The following is a 24,283-nucleotide window of genomic DNA, read 5'->3' on the forward strand; positions in this document are numbered from 1 at the left end:
AGGAGGGCTACCATGGCCACCATAGTAAAAATGCCAAAACTCGGCCTCACCATGGAAGAGGGCACCATCATAAAATGGCTCAAAAGCGAAGGAGAAGCCGTAGAAAAAGGTGAGGCGCTCCTGGAAATACAGACTGACAAAGTGAACCTGGAAGAAGAAGCCCCCGCATCGGGCATAGTGCGAAAAATTCTGGTACCCGAAGGGGCCGTAGTACCCGTGGGGCAGGACATAGCCATAATAGCTGCTGCCGATGAACCCCTTCCCCCGCCGAAAGAAGAAAATACGGCTGAACCCGCTGCTGCAGAACCTTCCGAACAGTCGCCATCCAGGCGGGAGCAGACACAGCAACCTCAAGAAGACTCTGAGGAAATCGAGCGCAAAATAAAAGCCTCCCCGGCGGCAAAGCGCATCGCCAGAGAAAACGACATAGACCTGTCAAAAGTCACCCCCACCGGCCCCGACGGCCGCATAGTCGAAAAAGACGTCAGAGACTATATGGAAAGCCGGAAAATAAAAGCCACGCCTCTGGCAAAGAAAATGGCCGGAGAACAGGGAATCGATTTGACCGCCATTGAAAAAGCCCCCGGAGAGAGGATAACAAAACAAGACCTTTTAGGCCTGCAGATCAGGGAAGATCACGCATTCGCCGCCATAAAACAAACCATACCGGTCACCGGCATGAGAAAAATCATAGCCGAAAAAATGACAAAGAGCAAGGCCACCGCACCTCACATTTACCTCTCACTGGATGTGGATATGACCAAAGCCGTAGAGCTCAGAGAAAAACTCATACCGGCCATAGAAAAACAATACAAAGTAAAACTCACCTTCAGCGACATCCTCATAAAAGCCGCGGCCGTAGCCCTGAAAGAAAACCCGGTAATAAACTCAAGCTTCACAGAAGAACAGATCATTATAAAACAGGAAATAAACATCGGCCTGGCCGTGGCACTGGACAACGGCCTGATAGTCCCCGTGGTAAAAGACGCCGACAAAAAAGGCCTTGGCAGCATAGCCAGAGAAACAAAAGAACTTATAGAAAAAGCGAGGACCGGAAAACTCATGCCCGACGACTACCATGGCGGTACATTCACCATCACCAACCTTGGCATGTACGACATAGAAAACTTTGCAGCCATAATAAACCAGCCCGAAAGCGCCATCCTGGCTGTGGGCAAGATAATGAAAAAGCCCGTTGTAATTGACGACTCGATCGTCATACGGCCCATGATGAACCTGACATTATCGTGCGACCACCGGGTGATTGACGGCGCCCAGGGAGCAAGATTCCTCCAGAGAATAAAACAAATTCTGGAAGAACCCCTGCAAATGCTGATGTAAAGGAGGCTGTTTTACATGCAGTACGACATAGCCATCATCGGCGGCGGCCCCGGGGGTTACGTCGCCGCCATATACGCCGGCAAAAACAAGGCAAAAGTAGCCCTCATAGAAAAAGACAAACTGGGCGGCACATGCCTGAACCGGGGCTGCATCCCCACCAAGGCCCTAATCCACAGCGCAAACCTTCTTACCTGGATCAAAGAGGCAAAAAAATTCGGCATAAACGTAGACAACTTTCACACCGACTGGCGGGTAATGCAGCAAAACAAAGACACAATAGTAAAGACACTTACAAAAGGAGTGGAAAACCTCCTCAAGGCCAGCGGCGTTGCCACCTACAGGGGAACCGCAAAACTTCTGGACAAAAACACCGTAAAGATAACCTACGACGCAACAGAACAAACCATAACCGCAGAAAAAATCATACTGGCCACCGGCTCGCTTCCTGCGGACATCCCCGTACCCGGCCGTGACCTTCCCGGAGTAATAACCAGCGACGAAGCCCTGTGCCTCCAGGAACTTCCCGGATCCATCCTGATAATCGGAGGCGGGGTTATCGGTGTGGAACTGGGATATATTTACAGTACCCTTGGAGCCCAAGTGACAATAGTGGAAATGCTCCCCCGGATACTCCCCCGCCAGGATCAGGAAGTCGCGGCAGAACTCAAAAAAATCCTTGAAAAAAAGGGCATAAGGATATACACCGGGGCAAAAGTACACACGATAGAAAAAAACGGCGGCGACCTCAAGACCACCTTCGAAACAGGCGAAGGCATAAAATCCGTCACCTCGGAAAAAGTCCTTATGGCCGTAGGAAGGAAAGCTGACATCGAAGCCTTCAAAGACCTGGGCATTGATATCCAAAAAAACGGAGTCGCCGTTGACGACCACCTCAGGACCAGCATCGAAAACATCTACGCCATAGGTGACGTCACGGGAAAATACATGCTGGCCCACGTGGCCTCACACCAGGGCATAACCGCCGTGAAAAACGCCCTGGGAGAAGACAAAAAAATGGACTACAGGGCGGTACCCAGCTGCATCTACACCGAACCGGAAATGGCATCGGTGGGGCTGACCGAACAGGAGGCAAGGGAAATCTACAAGGGACAGATAAAAATAGGCAAGTTCCCCTTTGTGGCCAGCGGCAAAGCCCTGACCCTAGGAGCGAGGCAGGGGTTTGTAAAAATAATATCCGATACCAGATGGAACGAAATACTTGGAGTTCACATCATAGGCCCTAACGCCACGGAGCTCATCGCCGAGGCTGCCATGGCCATAAGGCTGGAATGCACCGCCGAAGAACTGGCCGATACAATACACGCACACCCAACCCTTTCGGAGACGCTCATGGAGGCGGCCTTCGACCTGCTGGGGGTGCCGGTACACAAGATGTAGATTAGACAAAAATAAAGCTGCGAATATTGTAAAAGGGGGCAACGCCCCCCTTTTTTTTAAAATCCGGTTGATACTTTTTTAATTTAGCGATAATATAAATATAAGATAATTAAAATGTCGTAATTTGGAACTAAAGTTTGAGCTACAAGAGATAGACATGCTTGGCTCGAGATGTTCATCTCCAGAGAAGGGGGGGGGGATTTTGATGACCTCCAAAATGGAAGCAGAACTTTTTTGCCTTCACTGCAACAGGGATACACCCCATGTGGTGAAGTACGTGGGAAATACGCTGAAAAGTGTGAAATGTACCGAATGCGGCAGTGAAATAGAGATTAAAAGAGAAAAGCTGCTGGAAAAATATGCAGTGGACTTTATAGAGAGAATTTTGACAAAACCTTACAGAATGACTAAAGAATTGGAAGGGGATATCACAAAGTTTATCCTTTCTCTGCCCATCCGAATTATAACAAAACCTTATCGCATTGCAAAGGAAGTAGAAAACATCATAAAAAAAGAACAGGATTAGAGGGGGTTATTTATGTACAAGGGAATTGCGGCATCTCCCGGTATCCAGATAGGGAAGGCTTATGTTTTAAAAGAACAAAAGGCAGTTATTGACAGAAACAACATAGCAGAAGATAAAATCGACGCGGAAATAAAACGGCTGGAAGAAGCCATCAATAAATCCAGAGCCCAGCTGGTAAAAATAAAAGAAAAGGCTGAAAGGGAACTGGGTTCGGGCAAAGCGGAAATTTTTGGAGCCCACCTGCTGGTACTGGAAGACCCGGTGTTTTTAGACGAAATAAGGGCAAAAATAAAAAACGAAAAAATAAAAGCGGAGAACGCTGTTTCCCAGGTCACGGAAGCTTATATTGAAATATTTAAAAATATGAACGACGAGTATTTACGGGAAAGGGCCGCCGATGTCAGGGATGTCGGAGGCAGAATTATAAAAAATATCCTCGGACTCCCCATTGAAACGCTGGCGGACATATCTGAAGAAGTCATTGTCATTGCCAGAGACCTTACCCCTTCGGATACGGCCCAGATGAATAAGGACAAAGTTCTGGCTTTTGCCACAGACATGGGAGGCCGCACTTCTCATACCGCCATTATGGCCCGATCTCTGGAAATCCCTGCTGTGGTAGGCCTCACCAACATTTCCGAGCTGGCCAAAACCGGAGACAGTGTCATAGTCGATGGCAATAAAGGAACTGTATATATAAATCCGGATGAAGCCACTTTAAGAGAATATGAGAGGTTAAAACGGGATTACATCAAATACCGGCACGAGTTAAAGCAGCTTAAAGACCTCCCGGCGGAGACCCGCGATAAAACCAGGCGCGTAGAGATTTCCGCCAATATCGGTACTCCAAAGGATGTGAAAGGGGCTCTCGAAAATGGAGCTGAAGGGGTCGGCCTGTATCGTACAGAGTTTTTATATATGGACAGGGAGTCCTTACCCGCCGAAGACGAGCAATTTGAGGCCTACAGAGCGGTGGCCGAAGCCATGGCGCCGCGGCCTATCATCATAAGGACCCTTGATATCGGCGGGGATAAGAAACTGCCTTACTTGGACATGCCCGACGAGATGAATCCGTTTCTTGGATGGCGGGCCATACGCATGTGCCTCGACCGCCCTCACATATTAAAAACTCAGCTGCGGGCAATTTTGAGGGCCAGTCATTACGGCAATATACGCATTATGTACCCGATGGTTTCAAGGGTTGAAGAAATTCGCAGGGCTAACGCCGTTCTTGATGAGGCAAGGAGGGAGTTAAGAGCCGAGGGCGTGCCCTTTGACGAAAACATTCAGGTGGGCATAATGGTGGAAATCCCTTCGGCGGCGCTGGCGGCAGATATTATGGCAAAGGAAGTGGATTTTTTCAGCATTGGCACCAACGACCTGATTCAGTATACCCTCGCCGTAGACCGAATGAATGAGCGCATAACAAATTTATACGAACCCTTCCATCCGGCCGTACTCAGGCTGATAAAAAATGTAATTGACGCCTCTCACAAGGCCGGCAAGTGGACAGGCATGTGCGGAGAGATGGCGGGAGATGCCGCCGCTACGCCCATACTGCTCGGCATGGGGCTTGACGAGTTTTCGATGAGCGCCTCCTCAATTCCCCAGGTTAAGAAAATAATACGCTCGCTCACCTACGACGAGGCAGAGCAAATCGCACGAAAAGCCCTGAGCATGGAAGATCCGGCAGAAATAAGGCAGATGGTGGAAGGTGTTATTAAACAAATACAAAAGTTTTAATTAATATATCAATAATTATTTGTATTCAGGCACTTTGATGGAGTGCCTTTTTACTTTAATTATATGTTGTTTAAGAGCAGCATATAAAAAGGAATTATTAAGACCGAGACGATGGTTGTTATTGTAACCATGATTGCTGCGTATTCATAGTCGGTATTATATGCTCTGGTAATTATGGCGGTATTTGTCATAACCGGCATAGACGCCTGGATAATGAATACATCTCTCATGAGTTTCGGCAGGGGAAAAGCGAGAGATATGAGCAAAATGGTTAGAGGTGAAACAAAAAACCTGCCAAAAAGTACTCCGGCCATATCCCTGTCAAATCGTACCTGCTTTAAATCTATAGAGCGAATTGTTATTCCGATAAAGAGCATAGAGAGCGGGGTGGTCAAATTGCCCATGTATTTAAAAGTATCCATTAAAAATGGAGGAAGCTTTATATTCAGCAGTATTAAAACTGTGGCCAAAAAGAAAGCCGTTAATGACGGGGAAAAGATTCTCTTTATGGATTCAACCGAAAAAATTTTGTAATATTTTTGACTGCCATTCTGATCAATTATATAAATCCCCAGGGTCCAGAAAAAGATTGTGTTGGCGATATAATAAAGCAGCGCGTAAGGCAGACTCTTTTCACCGAACAACGCGATGTTCACCGGTAATCCCATGTAAATGGTATTTGAGGTGAAAAACATTAATTTAAAAACACCCTGCCTCTCTTTTTTTACTTTTAAAATCCGTGAAAAGGCTGCGCCCATTAAATAACACAGCGTCATCGATAAAAAAGGAACAATAAGGCCCCTGGAAGCGTTTAGGAGATTGTCCTTATTGAAGTTGCTCATAATATTCTGTATCAGCATTAATGGGAAGGATAGCTTTACCACCAATTTAACAAGCAGTTCCGATGAATTTTCATCAAACCATCCTCTGGCAGTCAAAATGTATCCTGTTGAAATCATCAGTATGATGCTTAAAATGCTTTGAGCGGATTTTGCAATAATCATTTATAAACCTCCACTGTTCCGGCAAATTAATAAAAGAGCGGGGGTTTACGCCCGGCTCTTGAAATTTATAGATTTCTTCTCTTCCACCAGATAATAAACCCGACTATTACTATAATCGACGGCAGGCCCACAACCGTGGAGTAAAAGATAATCCGCGCCATATCTCCCGTCAGGTTGACAAAGGCCGGCTCCTCAGACCTGGCGGGGATGTTCAGCATATTGGTGCTCTGCATAAGCCAGCCAATGGCGCCGGATGCAAAATCCAGATTGCCCGCGAGGCCCAGGGATTCGGGGCTTAAAAATGCGACATTACCCACCACCACGGCTACGGGTTCGCCGGTATCCTCATCGGCTGCCGTTAAAGTATTGGGTTCCACCGGCGCTTCTTTAGAGTTGGAGTTTGCAGGCTTTGAAACGGCATACGCAAGGTGCAGAGGTCCGGCTATGTCGTCCTTGTCGGGCTTTACCTGATTTTGTGCCAGGTCGGTTTCTCCAAAAGCACTGTCGCTGGTTACCAGGAGCGACCTTACCTGAAGGCCTGGCGGCATATTTTTTAAAGGCTCCATGCTCCGGCTGTAGGGGAAAATGACCGTTAGTTTTTTATCCAGCAATATTTGAGTAGTTTGATGATATTCCGCCATGGGAACCGGAGTAAGTGGGTCCGAGTAAAAAGATCTTGCCGGGTCCACGACGAGATCATCGTGAGCTTTTAATCCCAGCGACGAAAGTAAATTTTTCCACCCGTTCATAGAAACACCGGGATCGGTGGGCCCAAAAAGAATTAACAGTTTACCGCCGTTTTTTAAATAGTTTTCCAGGGTTTTTCTTTCCTCATCGGCGATATCTTTTTGAGGCCCGGCAACAACGATGAGACTTGCATCGCCGGGAATTTTGGCCTCGACGGCCAGGTCCAGCTGGTTGGTCACATATCCCTCGCCCTTTAAATATGAATTGAATCTGTCCAGATCCGATATCAGGCTGGCTTCACCGTGACCTTTTAGAAAATATATACCGCCTCGGGTTTGCTGGTTTAAATCCAGAATTGCACGGGTAACCGCCTGTTCGCCGTTGAAATCCATTAAATATGGCTTGCTTCCGGGGGAGTAGAGGTTGTAGGGGCTGATGATACGCCGGTGCTTCAGATCCTCCACAACAATGGTATTATAATCCTGCACATTGTATTTTTTGGCCATGGCGGGGTTCTTTTCGGGGTCAAAAAATTCTACTTTAATTTTTTCAGATGCAAAATCGTATTCCTTTAATAGATTTTTTATGTCACTCCCCGTACCGCTGCCTTCCGCAATAAAAGCCGTGATTTTTACCGGTTCTTTTAAGCCCGAAATGATTTCCCTGGTTTTATCGGAAAGGGTGAAGCGCTTGAGTTTTGTAAAATCCCACCGCCGGTGAAACTTTTGACCGGCATAATTTACGCCTGTGAGAGCGGTAAGGAGTGCGATAACTATAAATGCAGTGGAGAATTTTTTAAACCTCATCTTGCACCTCCTATCTAAGACCAGGTTTTTTTTGCAACGCCGATCATCGATATGATAAGCGAAAATGCGATGATGCTCAGAAAGTATGTAATATGGGTTGTATCAACAATTCCCCGCAAAAAATCCCCGTAATGCTCGGGTATGGAGATATTCCTGGCAAGCTTCTCCAAAGGGCCTGACATATTTCCGGAGAGCCAGCCCATTACCCACATGATGAGCAAAATGCCGAAGCCGGACATACCGGCTATAAGCTGACTGCCGGTAAAAGACGAACACATTATCCCAACAGCAAGATACATGGCTGCGAGAAGGAAAAACCCCAGGTAAGAAGTCAGGATCACACCTTTGTCCGGCGTGGAAATGAAAACCAAAATCCCCGGAAATATCAGTGTCATAACTATGAGTATCAAGAACAGCCCCAGAGAAGCCAGGTATTTCCCGATTACCAGCTGAGGTATGGTAATGGGGGATGTGAGAAGAAACTCCATGGTGCCCTCCTGCTCTTCACCGGCCATCAGCTTCATCGTAAGCATTGGAGACGCAAAAATCAGAATGACGGCAAGATTCATAAAGAGTCCCGTAAGGTCCGCGATGCGTGATACGAAAAGATTTACGGAGAAGAAATACCCCGCCAGACCCAGGACAACGGCTATAATCGCATAGGCCAGCGGTGATAGGAGATACCCATTCATTTCTTTTTTGAAAATGGCATAAACAATTCTCATCCTTTTTGCACCTCCCCTGTGGGTCCGGCAGCCGGTTCTTCTGTAACCAGCTCCAGGAAGATATCTTCTAAAGACATATAAGAGGATTTCATCTCCAGTATGGGAAATCCTTTTTGAGCCATGGCATAAAACACAGACTCCCGCACATCCCTTTCCTTTTCGGCACTGACGACATAGGTGTGATTCCCGCCGCCGAAACCGGTTTTGACGGAGACGCTATTAACCCCGGGGATATTCTGGAGGGCTGCCACAACCTCATCCTGGGGCCCTTTTACCTCCAGTTTAATTTCCTGGCGACCCATGAGGGCATGGCTTAAATTCTGCGGGGTATCCTCTGCGATAAGCCTTCCCTTATTGATAATAGCCACCCTGTGGCACAGACTGCTTACTTCAGGCAGGATATGTGAACTTAGAATGACGGTCCTCCTGCCGGCAAGGTTCTTTATGAGCTGGCGAATTTCTATAATCTGTTGAGGATCGAGACCCACCGTGGGTTCGTCCAGTATCAAGACTTCCGGTTCTCCTATCAGAGCCTGGGCGAGACCTACGCGCTGGCGGTATCCCCGGGAAATGTGACCGATCAGGCGGTTTTTGACGTCTGATATTCCAACTTCTTCCATGGCCTTAATAATCCTGGAATTTTTATCTTTGCCTTTATACCCTTTTAATTCGGCGGCAAAGTTTAAAAAATCTCTGACGGTCATTTCTTTATAAAGGGGAGGGGTTTCAGGCAAGTAACCGATATGCCTTTTAGCGGCTACCGGCTGTTTTGCCACATCATATCCCGCGACCCTTACAAGGCCCGAACTGGGATGAATGTATCCCGTTATGAGTCTCATCGTGGTGGATTTACCGGCCCCGTTCGGCCCCAGCAGCCCCAGGATTTCACCCCTTTTTACGAAAAGAGATATATTGTTAACCGCCGTCTTGTTTCCATATCTTTTCGTGACATTAAAAAGCTCTATCAAGGCGAATTCCTCCTTTCTGTAGATCCTGGAATAATATTGTTTTTTTGGGACAAAATATTCTTGAGGTGAGCTTATGGGGAAAAAATGTTTAAAATTGAAAGGGACAACGACATAAAAATACGGAGAAGTATCCCTCTCTCTATAAAAGATTCAAAATTGAAGCCGCAAAACAACCGGTCTTTTTAAAAAAAGTCAAGCTTCATGGTTGGGAAATGCTTTACGGCTCAGCAAACCGTGAAAATGAGCATTTAATGAAAAAGATGGCGAAGTAAAACATAATAAAATGGGACAAACCAATATAAAAATTATACCATAGATTGATACAAATTTTTATTCAATTTTAATTTGGAATTTAATAAAAGGAGGACGCCTGATGGAACTAAACTTAATTGTTGAAAATCAACTGGGAACGACAAAAGGGACGGCGGTGGAGGCAGCGGTCACCCAAAATTATCAGGGTGAATGTATGGAAGTGGGTTGGTACCTGGCAGCGGCCCGTCAGGCTCAGAGAGAAGGATTTGCGGAGGTGGCGGAGGTATTCAAAACCATTGCGTGGGAAGAAGCAGCCCATGCTGCACGATTTGCGGAGTTAAACGGGGAGGTAGGTACCACCAGGGACAACCTGGAAAAAGCCATAAATGGTGAGCAAAACTCCAACCGCACCAAAAGAGAAGCCGCCGTCCTGGCAAAACAAAATAATATCGACGAAGCTCATGATGTATTTGATGAAGCTGCGAAAGATGAATCCCGCCATGCCAGGGCGCTTAAAGGTATAAAGGATAGGTTGTTTATGGGTCTATAGAGTAGAAATTCGGTGATGTTGTTGCCTGGGGCAATACACATCACCGAATTTGCTATCGATTATAAAAATCGGGTCTATATGTTTTTGAGGAAAGATTTGATTTTTATAAAAAATTAAGTGTATTTAAACTTGGGCTTCGTTTGTGTATAATTAGCTCTGGGTGATATGCATGTCCACTCTCTGGGGGTATGCCAGCGAGCTTATAATTAAATACGGTTACTTCGGCCTTTATCTTAGTTTGCTGGCTGAAGGGACGGGATTGCCGCTGCCCGTTCAGTTACTTTTCATGGCGGCGGCCTACTTCGTTAAAATAAAAAAGATGTCTTTGATTAATGTCATCATAATTGCTACAGCAGGCAATTTATCGGGGAACATCCTAGCCTATTATCTGGTGTATTACGGGGGCAGGCCGATTATAAAAAGGTTAAACATATTTTTGAAGATAAAGGATGAGGATATATATAAAATAAAAAACTGGTTTAACAGATATGGTGGTCTTACGAATATGGTCAGCCGCTGGATAGGTATAACCAGAACACCGGCCATATGGGCTGCTGGCCTGTTTCGCATTGATTTTTTTTCATACGTGCTTTTTTCTTTGATTGGCGATTTTTTGTGGGCCGTTTTCTGGATTGTATTTTATATAAAAATGTACGACAATATGCGGTTGCTCCTTGGGCTGCCTTTGGAGTATAAATTGGTCGCCGTGGCGGTTTTTCTAATATTTATTTTTCTGGCGTGGGACATATTTCTTAAGTACTTCAGAAAGGGCCATGCCGGTTAGGGAATTCTAAAAGGCTTTGAATTAGGCTCCTTATATTTATGAGGAAATCCTCTACTTGTTAAAATGGGCGGTTTGGAGTATAATAGAGTAAAATTTATTGCATCAACAGGTGCCGCCGAGGTTAAAAGGGAATCAGGTGAAAATCCTGAGCGGTCCCGCCACTGTAACCGGGGATGAACTGCTAATGCCACTGGGAAACCGGGAAGGCGCAGGCAAGATGATCCGGAAGCCAGGAAACCTGCCTGTTGATAACAGGTACGAGCCTTCGAAGGAAAGGGGGAGTACGTATGCTGGTAAGCGTTAACCCGGTTTTTTCAAAGGAAGGCCGGGTTATTTTATTTTAAATTTCAACCAAAACTTAAAATCAGGAGGTAAAAATCAAAACGGCGGGGAATGCCGTTGGATTACAATCATGAAAAATAAGGTTTTACGGTCGCTCATATGCATATTTGTAATAGTTTTGGTAGCGGCTTTGGTCGCCGGATGTGGCAGTTTGAATAACGGCGGGAAAAAAGCAGAGGAAATATCATCACAGGATAATAATAAAGAGGCCGTATACCCGCTTACGGTAAAAGACCAGATGGGCCGGGATGTCACGATAGAAAAGCTACCGGAAAGGATCATATCCCTGGCTCCGAGCAATACCGAGATCCTTTTTGCACTGGGCCTTGGGGAAAAGGTGGTCGGGGTTACCGATTATTGCGATTACCCCGATGAGGCCAAGACAAAGGAAAAAATCGGCGGTTTTGCGGACCCCAATATGGAAAAGGTGATTTCCCTTAAACCGGACCTGGTTCTGGCCACCGGGATGCACCAAAAGCCGGTGGAGCAACTGGAAAAGCTCAATGTGCCGGTTATAGTACTCAATCCCGGGAATATCCAGGATATGTTAAACAGTATTGAAATAATAGGTACAGCCACCGGAAGACTTGTGCAGGCCAAGGAGCTGGTAAGTTCTTTAAAAGCCCGAATTAATAATGTGGAGGGCAGGGTGGCAGGCCTTGCCGAGAAACAGCGGCTTAAAGTGTATTACGAAGTATGGCCTTCACCATACACTACTGCTGGACCCGGCACTTTTGTCAATGACATTATAGAGAAGGCGGGGGGGCAAAATATAGCCGCCGATGCGGATAAGCAGTACCCGCAGTACAGCCAGGAGATGATTATCGCCAAGAATCCCGATATTATAATTTTCTCGCACCACGGTTCCACCCGCCAATCGGCTGATGATATATTGAAGCGGCCGGGGTGGGAAAATATCAGCGCCATAAAAAACAAAAAAGTCTTTTATGTGGATGAAGACATAGTCCAGCGGGCTACGCCCAGATTGGTTGACGGACTTGAGCGGTTTGCGGAAATTATTCACCCCGAGCTGTTTAAAAAATAACTGGAGGCAATGGCATGACCGGGAGGTCTCGTGGGCAGGATTTGGCAGAAAACATAATTTCTAAAAAAATGGATTTTAGATATAGCAGGATATATATGATGGTTATTAGCGCCATAATTTTAGGCGGCATTTTTTCGCTGCGGACAGGTTCGGTTGACATCGATCCCGGCCGGATTATAAAAATATTGCTTCACCGCCTGCCTTTTATCGGTCCTGGAATACCTGTGTCCTGGTCAAAATCCGAAGAAGCCATAATACTGCAATTGAGACTCCCGCGAATCGCACTTTCCTTTTTGGTCGGGGCGGAGCTTTCGGCAGCGGGAGTCATTTACCAGGGTATTTTTAGAAACCCCATGGCAGACCCATACGTTATAGGGGCGTCGGCCGGGGCTTCTCTGGGAGCTACCCTTGCCATCATGTTTTTTTCCGGCCTCAGAATTATCGGGGTGGGCTCAGTGCCATTTTTTGCCTTTCTTGGAGCTTTTGCGACGATTTTTATAGTTTACAGCATAGCCGGCGTTGGTGGGAGAACTTATTCCTTTACCCTGCTGCTATCAGGTATTGCCGTTAGCAGCTTTATTTCAGCACTGGTGTCTTTTTTCATGTATTTCAGCGACCAAAAACTGCACCAGATATACTTCTGGCTGCTGGGCAGTTTTTCATCCCAGGGGTGGAGCGAAGTGCTTTTGAATCTGCCTTATGGAATTGCAGGCTTGGCTCTTGGCGCGTTAAATTTACGGGCTTTAAACATACTGCAGCTGGGCGAAGATACGGCCTTTTTTACCGGTGTGGATACCGAACACTTGAAGAAAATAAGCCTGACCTCGGCGGCCCTTCTGACGGCTTCGGCCGTGGCGGTGAGCGGGGTCATCGGTTTTGTGGGTTTGATTATTCCTCACGTCTCCAGGATTACCATAGGACCTGATCACCGCAGACTTTTCTGGTTTTCGGCTCTTGTAGGAGGCCTTTATCTCATGCTGGCCGATACATTGTCCAGGGTGGTGATTGCGCCTACGGAATTGCCGGTGGGAATACTGACTGCGCTGTTCGGCGGGCCGTTTTTTCTCTACCTGCTCTTAAAGAAGAAAAACAGAGACTACAGGCTATAATCGGAAAGAGGGGAAGAAAAGTGAAAATCACCTTTATCACCGGGGGGGCCAGGAGCGGCAAGAGCCGGTTTGCCGAGAAAAAGGCGATGGAATCGGGGCAGAAGGTCGTTTATGTCGCCACCGCCCAGGCACTGGATGAGGAGATGGCCAGGAGAATAGCACTGCACCGGGAGAGAAGGCCCATCCACTGGGAGACCATTGAAGAGCCCAGGTATGTATCAAAGGCTTTAAGGGAGATAGAGAATGGCGAAAAATTCGTGAATTTTAAAGTTGTGTTGATAGATTGTCTGGCCCTTCTGGTGTGCAACTGGCTGCCCCTGGAAGAAGCAGAAAATCCCGAATTGTGGGAAGGGTTGAGAAAAGATCTTCTGAAGGAGGTCCGGTCATTAATAGAAGCGGCGAAAAGCATGAAGCAGGAGGTCATAATTGTCTCCAATGAAGTGGGTCTCGGCATTGTGCCAGAATATCCTCTTGGCAGGCTTTACAGGGACTTGCTGGGGGAAACTAACCAGATGATGGCAAACGCCGCCGACGAGGTCTTCTTTATGATTTCGGGTATACCTTTAAAGATAAAATAATCAAAAAAATGCGGTTTGTTAAGAAGGAGTTTTTATGATAGGTAAAGCCCGTTGTCCAGGAAGCTGCGGAGAAATTGTGCAGGGGGTCTTGGGAACCCGGAATTTTTTGATAACGTGCCCCATAGCCCTTTATTCCGAAGTTTCAGTGGAGCTTTCAATTGAAAAAAGCCATTTTGTCAATTCAATTAATCGCCATAACAGTACTGATAATATTAAAGCCCGACGGGCGGCCCAAAAAACCCTGGAATATTTCGGGGCCGGCAACTTTTCCGTAACCCTAGCCATTAACTCGCAAATTCCCCGGGGTATAGGTTTATCTTCCAGCACCGCCGATATAACGGCCACATGCCTTGCGGTGTCGGCGGCTCTGGGTGAGAAAATTTCACCTGCCGCTATTGCCGATATAGCCCTGTCCATAGAACCCAGTGACGGCATAATGTACGGCGGGGTGATGATTTTTGATCATATCGAGGGGAAATGGCGCGAAAGGCTGGGCGAACTTCCGGGTTTAGAGGTTTATATCATAGATACCGGAGAGATGGTGGATACCCGTAAATTCAATAATCGTGAGGATTTAAAGGAATTGAACATGAGAAAAGAACCGCAGGTAAGGGAAGCTCTCGAGCTTGCAAGAAATGCGTTCGATAAGAATGATATAAGCCTTCTCGGGGATGCCATGATAAAAAGCGCCATGGCTCACCAGAGGATTTTGTTTAAACCTCATTTGTCTGATATCATAGAAATCGGGGAGAAATACAATGCCCTTGGAGTAAATGTGGCTCACAGCGGTTCTGCGATAGGAGTTTTTTTTCGTAAAGATTATATATTGCCGAAAGAGTTTTTTTCGGAGTTAAATAAAATAATGAAAAAACACGGAAAAAATTACAGGATTATAAGAACCAAGACCGACAGCTCCGGACCCAGAGTGTTGATCGGAAAGAATAATAAATGTGATGCGGCCATTTTGTAAGTTTTGCAGCAAAAACATGTTTCCAATACATCATAGGGGAGATGTTATCATGATTACCCGTTTCCATGGTGGCAACGTCTATAAAGCAGCAAGGGAAATCAACATAGCGTACCGCGACATCCTGGATTTCAGTGCCAATATCAATCCCCTGGGGTTTCCGGATTACGTGAGAAATATTATAACAGATCACATAGATGACATCGTTTACTATCCCGACACAGAGCAAAATGAGTTAAAACAGGCCGCGGCTGAGTATTATGGAACAAATGCGGAAAATTTAATACCGGGCAACGGTTCCGCAGAACTGGTGCACATAATACTGGATGTCATAAGACCGACAAAAGTCGTCATACCGTCTCCAACTTTTTCCGAATATGCCTTGACCTGCAAAAGCAGGCAAATAAAAATCGAGCTGGTAGATATGACAGAAAATGATTTCAAATGGACCCCGACTTTATTCGATAGGATAAAGCACCGGGTTACCGAAAAATCCGTACTGGTAATTTGCAATCCCAATAATCCCACGGGGAAACTCACCTCAAAAGAAGAATTGACCATGATTCTGGACGAATTGAAGAACAGAGGAGCCTACCTATTGATTGACGAGGCCTTTATGGATTTTGTAGAAAAAAGTCAGAGCATGGTTGAACAGATAGAAACTCATCAGAACCTGATTATACTTAAGTCCCTTACAAAGTTTTTCGCCCTCCCGGGCCTCCGGATAGGTTTTGCTCTGGCCTGCCGGCGGATTGTCGAAAAGATGTATCAGTTTAAAGACCCCTGGAACATCAATACTTTTGCGGGTTTTGTGGGTGCCGCGGTTTTAAAAGACAAATCTTACATACAAAGGACCAGGGAGTTTATTTCCCAGGAAAAGGAATGGCTTTGGAAGGAATTGAGAAAGGTTCCTGGACTTGAACCTTTTCGACCCGAGGCGAATTTTATTTTTGTAAGGATTACGGGTGGATTTAATGCCTCGCAGCTGGCTGAAAGCCTCAAGAGGCAGGGTATTCTTATAAGGCAGTGCAGCAATTTTGAATTTCTGAACGACAGCTTTTTCAGAGTGGCGGTTAAGGGCAGAGAGGCAAATGAAAAACTGATCGCCGCTCTCAGAGATTTCATGATTTGCTCCCGCAGCCATCAAATCGATCCTGTTCTTAAATAAAATAGATAAAAATTGCCAGAGGTATTAAATATGGAAGTAATTATTTTAGTGGCATTTTTACTGGATTTAATCCTTGGCGATCCCCGCCGGCCCAGCCATCCTGTGGTGTTGACGGGAAAATTGATTGGCGTACTGGAAAAAGCCCTCCGGCAGATTTTCAAGACACCCGCCGGCCTGAAAGTCGCCGGTATCATACTGTGGCTTGTAACCACTCTTGCGGCTTTTATTATCACTTTCTCTGTGATAAAATATGCTTACCATTTAAACATCTGGTTGGGGCATGCAGTTTCAACCTGGTTGCTTTATACGTGTCTTGCTGCAAGAAATCTTGCCGACGAAGCCCTTAAGATATACGGCGAACTTAAAAAAGGTAATATTGAAAAGGCAAGGGCACTGTTAAGTGGTATTGTGGGCCGCGACACTCGGGACCTCCCGGTGGACGAAATATGCAGGGCCACTGTGGAGACCGTCGCTGAAAATACTGTGGACGGCATAATCTCGCCCTTGTTTTATGCGTTTATTGGAGGGCCGCCTCTGGCCATGGCTTTTAAAGCGGCCAGCACCCTTGACTCTATGGTGGGATATAAAAATGAAAGATATCTGCACATGGGATGGTTTTCAGCCCGGGCCGATGATCTTTTGAACTACATACCGGCCCGCATCGGGGGAATTTTGATGCTTGCGGCTGCAGCCATCCTGGGGCTGGACGCAAGACGAGGCCTGAAAACGGTCCTTTCGGATGCAAAAAAACACGAAAGCCCTAACGGCGGGATTCCAGAGTCGATAACCGCCGGAGTGCTGGGCGTAAGGCTGGGCGGCTTAAACTACTATTTCGGCAGACCGCATTTCAGAGCTTATTTGGGAGAAAAGTTGAGAGAAATAATGCCGGAAGATATAAAAACTACTGTGGTTCTGAGTATTTTAACTTCAATTATTTCATTGATAGTCGGAGAACTTTATCTATTGGTGGATGTATATTAACTCTATTGGCGGATATATATTAACGATAATAAGATTATGCAAACATTTATGAGCATTCTCCTTGTTGAGTTAAATTTTTGAACAATTATTATCATCAGGTATGCTGTTTTTACAAATCCAGAATACGGTAAAAGTGTGAATGTTTATAATACTCCGGGAATAAAGGAGAAGTTTCATGGGACTTTATGTGGCCATGTTGTTTTTAACCAGGATTCCCTTGCCGCAGGTGGCCTTTGATGAAAGAAAAATGGGCTCGTCGATCGCCTTCTTTCCTCTGGTGGGGGCTTTTATCGGGGGAATTTTAACAATAGTTTATACCGTGGGGCATAAATTTTTATCGGGTCAAGTTATTTCAGTTCTAATAGTTACGGCAGCTACAATCATTACCGGTGGAATGCACATTGACGGGTTTGCCGATACCATGGACGGGCTTTTCTGCGGAGGGGACCGAGAGAAAAAACTTTTAGCAATGAAAGACAGCCGCATCGGCACCTACGGAGCTCTGGGCATTGCGCTTTTGATTTTACTAAAGTATTCGCTTATCAATTCACTTTCAAAGGAATTCGTTCGCTCAGCTCTTATTACTTATCCCGTTATAAGCCGCTGGATAATGACAATGGCGATAGTGTTTTTCCCCTATGCAAGAGATAAAGGCCTCGGTAAAGTTTTTTTTAGCTATAAAAGCCCGCGGCACTTTATAGTATCCAGTGCCATTGGGCTTACGGCTGTTTTTTTAGTTGCCGGTGTTTACGGCTTGATGGCAGCCCTTGCGGTTTTTGTGAGCGCTTTTTTCTTTATAGTATATACAGTGAGACAACTGGGCGGAATGACGGGAGATACGTATGGAGCCATTAATGAAGTGAGTGAAGTGGTTGCCCTTTTCATATATGCCATTTTATCGTTTAAAAGAGGATGATGGAGTTGTCAAGGTTTTTTATTGTAAGACATGGAGAAACCATGTGGAACAAAGAATTCAAGTACCAGGGCCAATCCGATGTACCATTAAACGATACCGGCAGATTCCAGGCAAGGAAGCTGTCCGAAAGATTAAAAAAGGAAAAAATAGATGTCATATATTCGAGCGACCTGCAAAGGGCCATGGAAACAGCCGAAATAATAGCCCGCCCCCACTGCCTCGGTGTCCAGCCGGTCAAAGAAATGAGGGAATTGTGTTTCGGGATATGGGAGGGCCTTACCTTCAATGAAATAGAGAGGAAATGGCCTGATGAGTTAGAAAAATGGAGGCGGGATCCATTTCACACGAAGCCGCCCGGAGGAGAAAATCTGTCTGAACTACTGTTCAGAACTTCTAATTTTATTAAAAAAATAGCGAGGAATCATGTCGACAAGCGCATATTAATTGTCACCCATGCGGGGCCCGTCCGGGCATTACTGGCATCCATACTCAACCTCAAAGATGATTTTTTCTGGAAGTTTAAAATCAGCAATGCCTCCCTGACTGTCATAGAATATGACGGTATGGCAGACCTGAACGAAAGCAATGCGTTTATAATAACGGTCAATGAAACCTATCATTTGTATGACAAAACCGGTCCATAATAATGCCCATAATAATAAATAAAAAGCAGCTTTTTAGCTGCTTTTTTATACTTGCTGCACCTCTTTTACCCCGGGTACCTCTTCTTTTAAAGCCTGCTCTATACCGTTTTTCAGGGTCATGGTGGCAAAAGGGCATCCGAAGCATGAACCTGTAAGTTTTACTTTGACTATACCGGCGGATTCATCAACGTCTACCAGTTCCACATCTCCGCCGTCGGCTTGCAAAGAGGGGCGAATTCTTTCAAGCACTTCCTTTACTTTTTCCTTCAATGAATACAACTCCCTTCTTTATTGTCTGTTAAAATTCATTTTCATTATAACAGAAACCGTTTCTATAATCAATCGAAAAGCAATCTAGACAAAATCAAAAAAATACTTTGTTAAACAGGGGCGCACTTTTTTACGTCTTTAGATGAACCTTTTGCGGAGGGGATATAGGTAAATCGAGTATTTATCAGATAATGTTAGTATATGAGAAAAATCCGCATGTGACTCATAATATCAGGTAAAAATCGTCTCACAGGCGGTTTTAGACGATTGACCGCAGGAAAAAGAATATGATATTATCAATTTAATTCATTAACAATTTAATATATTAAAGTGGTGAAGAAGATATGGACAGCATTTTTCGAAGGCCCGCGGGGGTCAAGGATTTCTTACCGCCAATGGTTCGCAGAAAGAGACAAATTGAAAAAATAATATATGATATTTTTGAAAAATGGGGTTATGAAGAGGTAATAACTCCGTCTTTTGAATACCTGGAGACTTTTCTTTCAAGCAATAATCCCGGTTTTTCCGAAAGGATTTTCAAATTTTTTGACCGCCAGGGCGGGGTGCTGGCCTTAAGACCGGATATAACCACATCCATTGCCCGCATGGTGGCGACTCATTACAGTGACCATCGCCTGCCTCTCAGGTTTTGTTATATTTCCAATGTATTTCGCTCTCAAGAACCGAGAAAAGGGCGCAATCAGGAATTTTTTCAGGTCGGAGCCGAACTTATAGGCGTCGACGGTATCGAGTCGGATGTGGAGATAATTCTGCTGGCTTCATGCATATTAAAGGAAATAGGAATCAGGGATTTTGTAATAAATATAGGTCACATGAAATTCTTGGAAGGTTTGATCGATGAAACGGGGCTTGAGGCGGGCGAGAGGCAGGAGATAGTCCGGGCCCTGTGCGATAAGAATTTTGTTTTGCTGGAAAATAAAATAAAAGAATTACCCGCCGGTCCCCATGTAAAAAAGCTTCTGCTTTCTTTAAGCAGGTTTTTTGGGGGATCTGAGGTGCTGTTGAGTTTGAATGGCTGTGCCCTAAACGATAAGTGCCGGAATGCCCTTCACGAGCTCACCGCGCTGGCGGAGATGTTGAGGAATTTCAAAGATATAAAGTTTACTTTTGACCTGAGCCTTTCCAGAGGGATGGACTATTACACCGGTATAGTCTTTGAAATTTATTCACCGGGTAGCGGTTTTCCGCTGGGTGGTGGGGGACGCTATGATAATCTGATGGATAAATTCAACGGAAAGCGCCCTGCCACGGGTTTTGCCCTTGCGGAGGAGGCATTGCTTTCTACTTTAAAAAAGGATGCCCTTGATTTATATAAGCCTTATTACCTTTTTTACGACCGGCAGAGTTTTTTAGAGGCGCTGAAAAAGGCCGAGGAATTGCGGGAAAAAGGATACGTGGTAAAACTCATACCGTCCGAAAAATACCGGGAAAACCTGTTGTGTGAAAATAATCAGGAAGGTAGAATAATATTTTGCAAAAAGGATAATACGACGGCGTAAATATATTATGTTATAATAATTTTAATGAAAAAGAAACAGCAAAGGGGAGTAAAATTGGATCTGTTGACTATAGCCCTGTCGAAGGGGCGAATTTTAAAAGAGACCCTGAGACTTTTTAAGAAAATGGGTTTGAACTTCGATGATATAAGAGAGGATTCTCGAAAGCTGGTTTTTGAATATAGAGATTGCGGCATGAGGTTGATTCTGGCAAAACCTGCGGATGTACCGACGTTTGTGGAGCACGGAGTATCAGACCTGGGTATTGCAGGAAAAGACGTGTTGTTGGAGGATAAAAAAGATGTATTTGAGCTTATGGATTTAGAGTTGGCACAGTGCAGAATGGTGGTGGCTGCCCCCGAAGGCCGCGATCCCATGGTGCCTATATATAAAGTTGCCACAAAATATCCTCGCATTGCGGAGAATTTCTTTTTAAAAAAAACCCAGCCGGTGGAAATTATTAAATTAAACGGTTCTGTAGAACTGGCACCTTTGCTGGGGCTTTCCGACGCCATCGTGGATATAGTTGCAACCGGAAACACGCTCAGGGAAAACCGCCTTAAGGTAGAGGAGGAAATTTGTTTGATAAGCGCACGGCTTATTGCCAATCAGGTCAGTTACCGATTGAAATCCTCCATGATTGCAGACTTTATTGAAAAAATAGAAAGCGCGAAAAAGGAGAGATTTTAATGAATTCACCGCTGAAATATGTGAGGCCGGATATAATCGATCTTGAACCATATAAACCTTCAAAAGAGATATGCAAAATAAAGCTGGACGCCAATGAAAGCCCCTACGATATTCCAATGGAGATAAAGGAGCGCATATGGCGGAGGCTGAAAGGCGAAAGGTTTAATTATTATTACGACCCCAGTTGTGATGAGCTTCGTGAAGAGCTTGCAAAATACACGGGGGTCCGGCCCGGCCAAATTTTTGTGGGGAGCGGGTCCGACGAGATTATAAGCGATCTGGTTTTTGCTTTTGCCGGTCCGGGCCGGGAAGTGATTATTCCGGTTCCCGCCTTTTCAAGTTATGAAATCTTTGCCACCGTTTCGGGGGCCAAAGTGGTAAAAGTTCCATTATTGCTGGAGCAAAAGAACAACAGGTGGATCTGGGATTTGGATGTAGACAGAATCAAGAGTTGTTTTAGCAAAGACCGGCCTCAGATGATGTTTTTGTGTTATCCCAATAATCCCACCGGTGATTATTTCAGTGAAGAGAAAATCCTGGATCTAATAGAGTATTTCAACGGGATAGTAGCTGTTGACGAAGCCTACTACGAATTTGGAGGCAAGACCTTTGTCAACCGCCTGTCTAAATACCCCCACGTGGTTGTTATACGTACTTTTTCAAAAGTATTTTCACTGGCGGGACTGAGAGTTGGTTATGCCATAGCTGACGAAGACATCATTGAACAGCTTTATAAAGTAAAACTCCCTTACAACGTCAGCCTCTTTTCTCAGATTGCCGCAGTGGAGATGTTGAAGAGCCTGGAATGGGTAGAGCACTTGAGAGACGAACTGGTAAAGTCCCGGGAAGAAATGAAAAAAGATCTTGACAGCATAGCTGGCGTTACAGCCTATTCAAGTTCCACCAATTTCTTTTTATGCAGGTTCGAAAAGCCGAGGGATGTGGTGTATAAAAAGCTGCTGGAAAGGGGTATCCTTACCAGGCGGTTAAATGGGGAGAAACTGGAAAACACTTTGCGGTTTTGCGTGGGTACTCCGGAACAAAATAGGGCCCTCATTTCCGCCCTTAGAGAAATTTTAGGTTAGATTGTTAAACATTTTTTAAGCAATAAAAATTGGATTCTCATCAATATAAATTTCATCAATTTGATAAATTTATAAATTTAATAAAATAATAAAAAAGAGGTGAATCATGGAAAGGATTGCGGAAACCTCGAGAAGGACCGAAGAGACCCAGATAGAGGTCAGGATTAATCTCGATGGCGTGGGCCGTTCAAAGATAAATACACCGGTGGGTTTTTTCAACCACATGCTGACCCTTTTTTCGCGCCATGCCCTGTTCGATCTGGATGTAAAGGCATCGGGGGATATTGACGTGGACTTTCACCACCTGGTGGAAGACACGGGGATAGTCCTGGGACAGGCATTTTTAAAAGCCCTTGGAGAAAAACGGGGTATCCGCCGGTACGGGAGTTTTTACGTGCCAATGGATGAAGCTCTTGGCTTTTCTTGCGTGGATATCAGCGGCAGGCCCTTTCTTTTTTTTAAAGCCGAATTTGTTCAAGAGAGAACGGGTAATTTTGACGTGGAACTGGTGAAAGAATTTTTCGGGGCTTTTGTAAACAATGCGCGTATCACACTTCACTTGGAAGTGGTGCGGGGGGAAAATACCCATCACATTATAGAATCTCTTTTCAAGGCTTTCGGCAGGTCTTTGAGGGATGCTGTGAGCTTTGATGAAAGAGAAAATGGAATTCCTTCCACCAAAGGAGTGTTGTAGTATATTAAGAGTGTTTCTCTTTTTGGACAAGAGTTTTAAAACTTGAGGGCGTCTTTTGGATGCCTGAAGTACGTGATTTGAAAGGGGGGCTGACCCGTGATAGGCATCATAGATTACGGGATGGGCAACCTTATGAGCGTAAAAAAGGCCTTTGAAGAACTTGGTTTTAGGGTCAAATTGATGAAATGCCCCGAGGACCTTACAAATGTAAACGGGCTGGTGCTGCCCGGTGTAGGGGCGTTTGGGGATGCCATCAAAAACCTTACGGAATCGGCCTGGGTGGATGTTATCAAGGAAGCCGTGGCAATTGGAATGCCATTTCTGGGCATCTGCCTCGGAATGCAGCTTTTATTCAGCGAGAGCTTCGAAGGCGGTTATTTTAAAGGCCTCGATCTCATAAAGGGTTCGGTTAAGAAATTTGACGAAAAATATATAAAGCTTAAAGTTCCCCATATCGGCTGGAATGGCGTGAAAAAGGTAAAAAATTCCCAGCTTCTTTCGGGTATACCCGATAACACGGATTTTTATTTCGTTCATTCTTACTATTGTGACCCCGAGGAAGACGTGGCGACAGGTATCACCGATTACGGTGCTCCATTTGTCTCATGCGTGGAAAAGGAAAATATTTACGGGGTTCAATTTCATCCTGAAAAAAGCAGCCGGTTCGGCCTTCAAATCTTAAAGAATTTTGGAGAGATGTCGAGATGATCATATACCCTGCCATCGATATAAGGGGAGGCCAATGCGTAAGGCTTGTCCAGGGCGATTTTGCCAGGGAAACGGTGTATTACGAAAATCCGGTAGAAGTGGCAAAAAAATGGGAAAGGCAAGGTGCCAAATGGATACATGTGGTGGACCTGGATGGCGCGAAAGTTGGCAGCCCTCAAAACATGGACGTTATCCTTGAAATTCGGGAGGCTGTAAAGGCAAATATACAATTGGGCGGGGGCCTCAGGGATATGGATACGGTTAGGAAGTATTTGGATGCTGGGATAAACCGCCTGGTATTGGGTTCGGCGGTCATAGAATCACCTTCTATGGTTCGTCAGGCTGTTGCCATTTTTGGCCCCGGCAGGATTGCAGTGGGAATTGACGCCAGGAAAAATATGGTTGCAACCAGAGGATGGACCCGGACATCCGGTGTAACCCTCCGGGAGTTTTTGGCGAAGATTTCAGAATATGGGATACAGCGAGTGATATATACTGATATTTCCAGAGATGGAATGATGTCAGGGCCGGATATGGAAGGACTTAAAAATATATTGAGTGTCGGAAGATTTCTTGTTATCGCTTCAGGGGGAATTGCTTCATTGGAAGATTTAGAAAGATTGAGGCCGTTCGAAACAAAGGGCCTGGAGGGGGTTGTCATTGGAAAGGCCCTCTATAACGGCGTTTTGAAACTGGCTAAAATTATAGAAACATTTGAAGAGTGAATATACCTTGTTTCCATGATGATAAGATGCAAAGTTGATTATGAAGAAGGATGATATATG

25 protein-coding genes and 1 riboswitch are annotated in these 24,283 nt (G+C 45.3%); of the genes, 20 read left to right on the forward strand and 5 right to left on the reverse strand.

The window, feature by feature from the left end; translation table 11 throughout:
- The first annotated feature begins 12 nt into the window (after window positions 1-12).
- The 4 genes from ACKX14_RS04795 (at window position 13) to ptsP (ending at window position 5,008) form a co-directional block, all read left to right on the forward strand.
- Entirely contained in the window at window positions 13-1,341 is a 1,329-nt protein-coding gene (locus tag ACKX14_RS04795; RefSeq protein ID WP_422445199.1) for a dihydrolipoamide acetyltransferase family protein, read from the forward strand.
- A 15-nt stretch (window positions 1,342-1,356) separates the two neighbouring features.
- On the forward strand, window positions 1,357-2,739 hold the full coding sequence (gene lpdA, locus ACKX14_RS04800; protein WP_422445201.1) for a dihydrolipoyl dehydrogenase: 1,383 nt from the start codon (window positions 1,357-1,359) through the stop codon (window positions 2,737-2,739).
- A gap of 205 nt (window positions 2,740-2,944) precedes the next feature.
- Window positions 2,945-3,265 carry a bh protein gene (locus tag ACKX14_RS04805; protein WP_422445203.1) on the forward strand — a complete coding sequence of 107 codons (321 nt, stop codon included), beginning with the start codon at window positions 2,945-2,947 and terminating at the stop codon, window positions 3,263-3,265.
- Between the two features lie 12 nt (window positions 3,266-3,277).
- Window positions 3,278-5,008, forward strand: coding sequence for a phosphoenolpyruvate--protein phosphotransferase (gene ptsP / locus ACKX14_RS04810; RefSeq protein ID WP_422445205.1), 1,731 nt, complete (start codon window positions 3,278-3,280; stop codon window positions 5,006-5,008).
- Between the two features lie 59 nt (window positions 5,009-5,067).
- On the opposite strand, the gene ACKX14_RS04815 is transcribed toward ptsP, so the two are convergent.
- The 4 genes from ACKX14_RS04815 to ACKX14_RS04830 form a co-directional block, all read right to left on the reverse strand.
- Window positions 5,068-6,012, reverse strand: coding sequence for an AEC family transporter (locus ACKX14_RS04815; RefSeq protein ID WP_422445207.1), 945 nt, complete (start codon window positions 6,010-6,012; stop codon window positions 5,068-5,070).
- 65 nt (window positions 6,013-6,077) lie between these two features.
- Window positions 6,078-7,505 carry a GldG family protein gene (locus ACKX14_RS04820; RefSeq protein ID WP_422445209.1) on the reverse strand — a complete coding sequence of 476 codons (1,428 nt, stop codon included), beginning with the start codon at window positions 7,503-7,505 and terminating at the stop codon, window positions 6,078-6,080.
- A 14-nt stretch (window positions 7,506-7,519) separates the two neighbouring features.
- Window positions 7,520-8,230, reverse strand: a complete 711-nt coding sequence (locus tag ACKX14_RS04825) for an ABC transporter permease (RefSeq protein WP_422445211.1) — start codon at window positions 8,228-8,230, stop codon at window positions 7,520-7,522.
- The gene (locus ACKX14_RS04830; protein ID WP_422445213.1) at window positions 8,227-9,198 is read right to left on the reverse strand and encodes an ABC transporter ATP-binding protein; all 972 of its coding nucleotides are present in this window, start codon (window positions 9,196-9,198) and stop codon (window positions 8,227-8,229) included. Before ACKX14_RS04830 ends, ACKX14_RS04825 begins: the two co-directional genes overlap by 4 nt.
- Before the next feature lie 373 nt (window positions 9,199-9,571).
- Between ACKX14_RS04830 and ACKX14_RS04835 the strand changes: the two genes are divergently transcribed.
- The 10 genes from ACKX14_RS04835 to cobC all read left to right on the forward strand — a co-directional run bounded on the left by ACKX14_RS04835 (window position 9,572) and on the right by cobC (window position 18,534).
- Complete coding sequence (locus ACKX14_RS04835; protein WP_422445215.1) at window positions 9,572-10,000, forward strand: ferritin-like domain-containing protein; 429 nt, start codon at window positions 9,572-9,574, stop codon at window positions 9,998-10,000.
- Between the two features lie 169 nt (window positions 10,001-10,169).
- The gene (locus ACKX14_RS04840) at window positions 10,170-10,784 is read left to right on the forward strand and encodes a DedA family protein (RefSeq protein ID WP_422445217.1); all 615 of its coding nucleotides are present in this window, start codon (window positions 10,170-10,172) and stop codon (window positions 10,782-10,784) included.
- 90 nt (window positions 10,785-10,874) lie between these two features.
- Window positions 10,875-11,044: riboswitch (cobalamin riboswitch) on the forward strand.
- Between the two features lie 152 nt (window positions 11,045-11,196).
- Complete coding sequence (locus ACKX14_RS04845) at window positions 11,197-12,171, forward strand: ABC transporter substrate-binding protein (protein WP_422445219.1); 975 nt, start codon at window positions 11,197-11,199, stop codon at window positions 12,169-12,171.
- Between the two features lie 14 nt (window positions 12,172-12,185).
- Complete coding sequence (locus tag ACKX14_RS04850; RefSeq protein ID WP_422445221.1) at window positions 12,186-13,280, forward strand: FecCD family ABC transporter permease; 1,095 nt, start codon at window positions 12,186-12,188, stop codon at window positions 13,278-13,280.
- Window positions 13,281-13,300: 20 nt separating this feature from the next.
- Window positions 13,301-13,858: a bifunctional adenosylcobinamide kinase/adenosylcobinamide-phosphate guanylyltransferase gene (gene cobU / locus ACKX14_RS04855; RefSeq protein WP_422445223.1), complete on the forward strand. Its 558-nt coding sequence runs from the start codon at window positions 13,301-13,303 to the stop codon at window positions 13,856-13,858.
- Between the two features lie 34 nt (window positions 13,859-13,892).
- Window positions 13,893-14,828, forward strand: coding sequence for a GHMP family kinase ATP-binding protein (locus ACKX14_RS04860; RefSeq protein ID WP_422445225.1), 936 nt, complete (start codon window positions 13,893-13,895; stop codon window positions 14,826-14,828).
- 49 nt (window positions 14,829-14,877) lie between these two features.
- On the forward strand, window positions 14,878-15,993 hold the full coding sequence (gene cobD / locus ACKX14_RS04865; protein WP_422445227.1) for a threonine-phosphate decarboxylase CobD: 1,116 nt from the start codon (window positions 14,878-14,880) through the stop codon (window positions 15,991-15,993).
- Between the two features lie 30 nt (window positions 15,994-16,023).
- On the forward strand, window positions 16,024-16,974 hold the full coding sequence (gene cbiB, locus ACKX14_RS04870; RefSeq protein ID WP_422445229.1) for an adenosylcobinamide-phosphate synthase CbiB: 951 nt from the start codon (window positions 16,024-16,026) through the stop codon (window positions 16,972-16,974).
- Window positions 16,975-17,149: 175 nt separating this feature from the next.
- Window positions 17,150-17,890, forward strand: a complete 741-nt coding sequence (cobS, locus tag ACKX14_RS04875) for an adenosylcobinamide-GDP ribazoletransferase (protein ID WP_422445231.1) — start codon at window positions 17,150-17,152, stop codon at window positions 17,888-17,890.
- A gap of 5 nt (window positions 17,891-17,895) precedes the next feature.
- Entirely contained in the window at window positions 17,896-18,534 is a 639-nt protein-coding gene (cobC, locus tag ACKX14_RS04880) for an alpha-ribazole phosphatase (RefSeq protein ID WP_422445233.1), read from the forward strand.
- Window positions 18,535-18,579: 45 nt separating this feature from the next.
- Here cobC and ACKX14_RS04885 read toward each other — a convergent pair whose 3' ends face one another.
- On the reverse strand, window positions 18,580-18,804 hold the full coding sequence (locus ACKX14_RS04885; RefSeq protein WP_422445235.1) for a NifU family protein: 225 nt from the start codon (window positions 18,802-18,804) through the stop codon (window positions 18,580-18,582).
- Between the two features lie 344 nt (window positions 18,805-19,148).
- Here ACKX14_RS04885 and hisZ point away from each other — a divergent pair, with 344 nt between their 5' ends.
- The 6 genes from hisZ (at window position 19,149) to hisA (ending at window position 24,223) form a co-directional block, all read left to right on the forward strand.
- Window positions 19,149-20,324: an ATP phosphoribosyltransferase regulatory subunit gene (gene hisZ / locus ACKX14_RS04890; RefSeq protein WP_422445237.1), complete on the forward strand. Its 1,176-nt coding sequence runs from the start codon at window positions 19,149-19,151 to the stop codon at window positions 20,322-20,324.
- Window positions 20,325-20,378: 54 nt separating this feature from the next.
- The gene (hisG, locus tag ACKX14_RS04895) at window positions 20,379-21,011 is read left to right on the forward strand and encodes an ATP phosphoribosyltransferase (RefSeq protein WP_422445239.1); all 633 of its coding nucleotides are present in this window, start codon (window positions 20,379-20,381) and stop codon (window positions 21,009-21,011) included.
- Window positions 21,011-22,096 (forward strand): histidinol-phosphate transaminase, encoded by a 1,086-nt coding sequence (gene hisC, locus ACKX14_RS04900; RefSeq protein ID WP_422445241.1) that lies wholly within the window; start codon window positions 21,011-21,013, stop codon window positions 22,094-22,096. The genes hisG and hisC overlap by 1 nt, the downstream gene beginning before the upstream one ends.
- Window positions 22,097-22,202: 106 nt before the next feature.
- Complete coding sequence (hisB, locus tag ACKX14_RS04905) at window positions 22,203-22,790, forward strand: imidazoleglycerol-phosphate dehydratase HisB (RefSeq protein WP_422445243.1); 588 nt, start codon at window positions 22,203-22,205, stop codon at window positions 22,788-22,790.
- Between the two features lie 96 nt (window positions 22,791-22,886).
- Complete coding sequence (gene hisH / locus ACKX14_RS04910; RefSeq protein ID WP_422445245.1) at window positions 22,887-23,498, forward strand: imidazole glycerol phosphate synthase subunit HisH; 612 nt, start codon at window positions 22,887-22,889, stop codon at window positions 23,496-23,498.
- Entirely contained in the window at window positions 23,495-24,223 is a 729-nt protein-coding gene (gene hisA / locus ACKX14_RS04915) for a 1-(5-phosphoribosyl)-5-[(5-phosphoribosylamino)methylideneamino]imidazole-4-carboxamide isomerase (protein WP_422445247.1), read from the forward strand. The genes hisH and hisA overlap by 4 nt, the downstream gene beginning before the upstream one ends.
- Window positions 24,224-24,283: the final 60 nt, after the last annotated feature.

This window comes from Thermorhabdus hydrogeniformans (genome assembly GCF_049310025.1).
Taxonomy (GTDB): domain Bacteria; phylum Bacillota; class Thermosediminibacteria; order Thermosediminibacterales; family Tepidanaerobacteraceae; genus JBJYKD01.

What these genes read in the sequence shown, in the direction of transcription:
- hisA (WP_422445247.1), top strand. Translation starts at nt 23,495, where the DNA reads ATGATCATATACCCTGCCATCGATATAAGGGGAGGCCAATGCGTAAGG.
- ptsP (WP_422445205.1), top strand. Translation starts at nt 3,278, where the DNA reads ATGTACAAGGGAATTGCGGCATCTCCCGGTATCCAGATAGGGAAGGCT.
- cobS (WP_422445231.1), top strand. Translation starts at nt 17,150, where the DNA reads ATGGGACTTTATGTGGCCATGTTGTTTTTAACCAGGATTCCCTTGCCG.
- cobD (WP_422445227.1), top strand. Translation starts at nt 14,878, where the DNA reads ATGATTACCCGTTTCCATGGTGGCAACGTCTATAAAGCAGCAAGGGAA.
- ACKX14_RS04835 (WP_422445215.1), top strand. Translation starts at nt 9,572, where the DNA reads ATGGAACTAAACTTAATTGTTGAAAATCAACTGGGAACGACAAAAGGG.
- hisC (WP_422445241.1), top strand. Translation starts at nt 21,011, where the DNA reads ATGAATTCACCGCTGAAATATGTGAGGCCGGATATAATCGATCTTGAA.
- ACKX14_RS04820 (WP_422445209.1), bottom strand. Translation starts at nt 7,505, where the DNA reads ATGAGGTTTAAAAAATTCTCCACTGCATTTATAGTTATCGCACTCCTT.
- ACKX14_RS04805 (WP_422445203.1), top strand. Translation starts at nt 2,945, where the DNA reads ATGACCTCCAAAATGGAAGCAGAACTTTTTTGCCTTCACTGCAACAGG.
- ACKX14_RS04850 (WP_422445221.1), top strand. Translation starts at nt 12,186, where the DNA reads ATGACCGGGAGGTCTCGTGGGCAGGATTTGGCAGAAAACATAATTTCT.
- ACKX14_RS04845 (WP_422445219.1), top strand. Translation starts at nt 11,197, where the DNA reads ATGAAAAATAAGGTTTTACGGTCGCTCATATGCATATTTGTAATAGTT.
- ACKX14_RS04825 (WP_422445211.1), bottom strand. Translation starts at nt 8,230, where the DNA reads ATGAGAATTGTTTATGCCATTTTCAAAAAAGAAATGAATGGGTATCTC.
- lpdA (WP_422445201.1), top strand. Translation starts at nt 1,357, where the DNA reads ATGCAGTACGACATAGCCATCATCGGCGGCGGCCCCGGGGGTTACGTC.
- hisZ (WP_422445237.1), top strand. Translation starts at nt 19,149, where the DNA reads ATGGACAGCATTTTTCGAAGGCCCGCGGGGGTCAAGGATTTCTTACCG.
- cbiB (WP_422445229.1), top strand. Translation starts at nt 16,024, where the DNA reads ATGGAAGTAATTATTTTAGTGGCATTTTTACTGGATTTAATCCTTGGC.
- ACKX14_RS04795 (WP_422445199.1), top strand. Translation starts at nt 13, where the DNA reads ATGGCCACCATAGTAAAAATGCCAAAACTCGGCCTCACCATGGAAGAG.
- ACKX14_RS04860 (WP_422445225.1), top strand. Translation starts at nt 13,893, where the DNA reads ATGATAGGTAAAGCCCGTTGTCCAGGAAGCTGCGGAGAAATTGTGCAG.
- hisB (WP_422445243.1), top strand. Translation starts at nt 22,203, where the DNA reads ATGGAAAGGATTGCGGAAACCTCGAGAAGGACCGAAGAGACCCAGATA.
- ACKX14_RS04815 (WP_422445207.1), bottom strand. Translation starts at nt 6,012, where the DNA reads ATGATTATTGCAAAATCCGCTCAAAGCATTTTAAGCATCATACTGATG.
- ACKX14_RS04840 (WP_422445217.1), top strand. Translation starts at nt 10,170, where the DNA reads ATGTCCACTCTCTGGGGGTATGCCAGCGAGCTTATAATTAAATACGGT.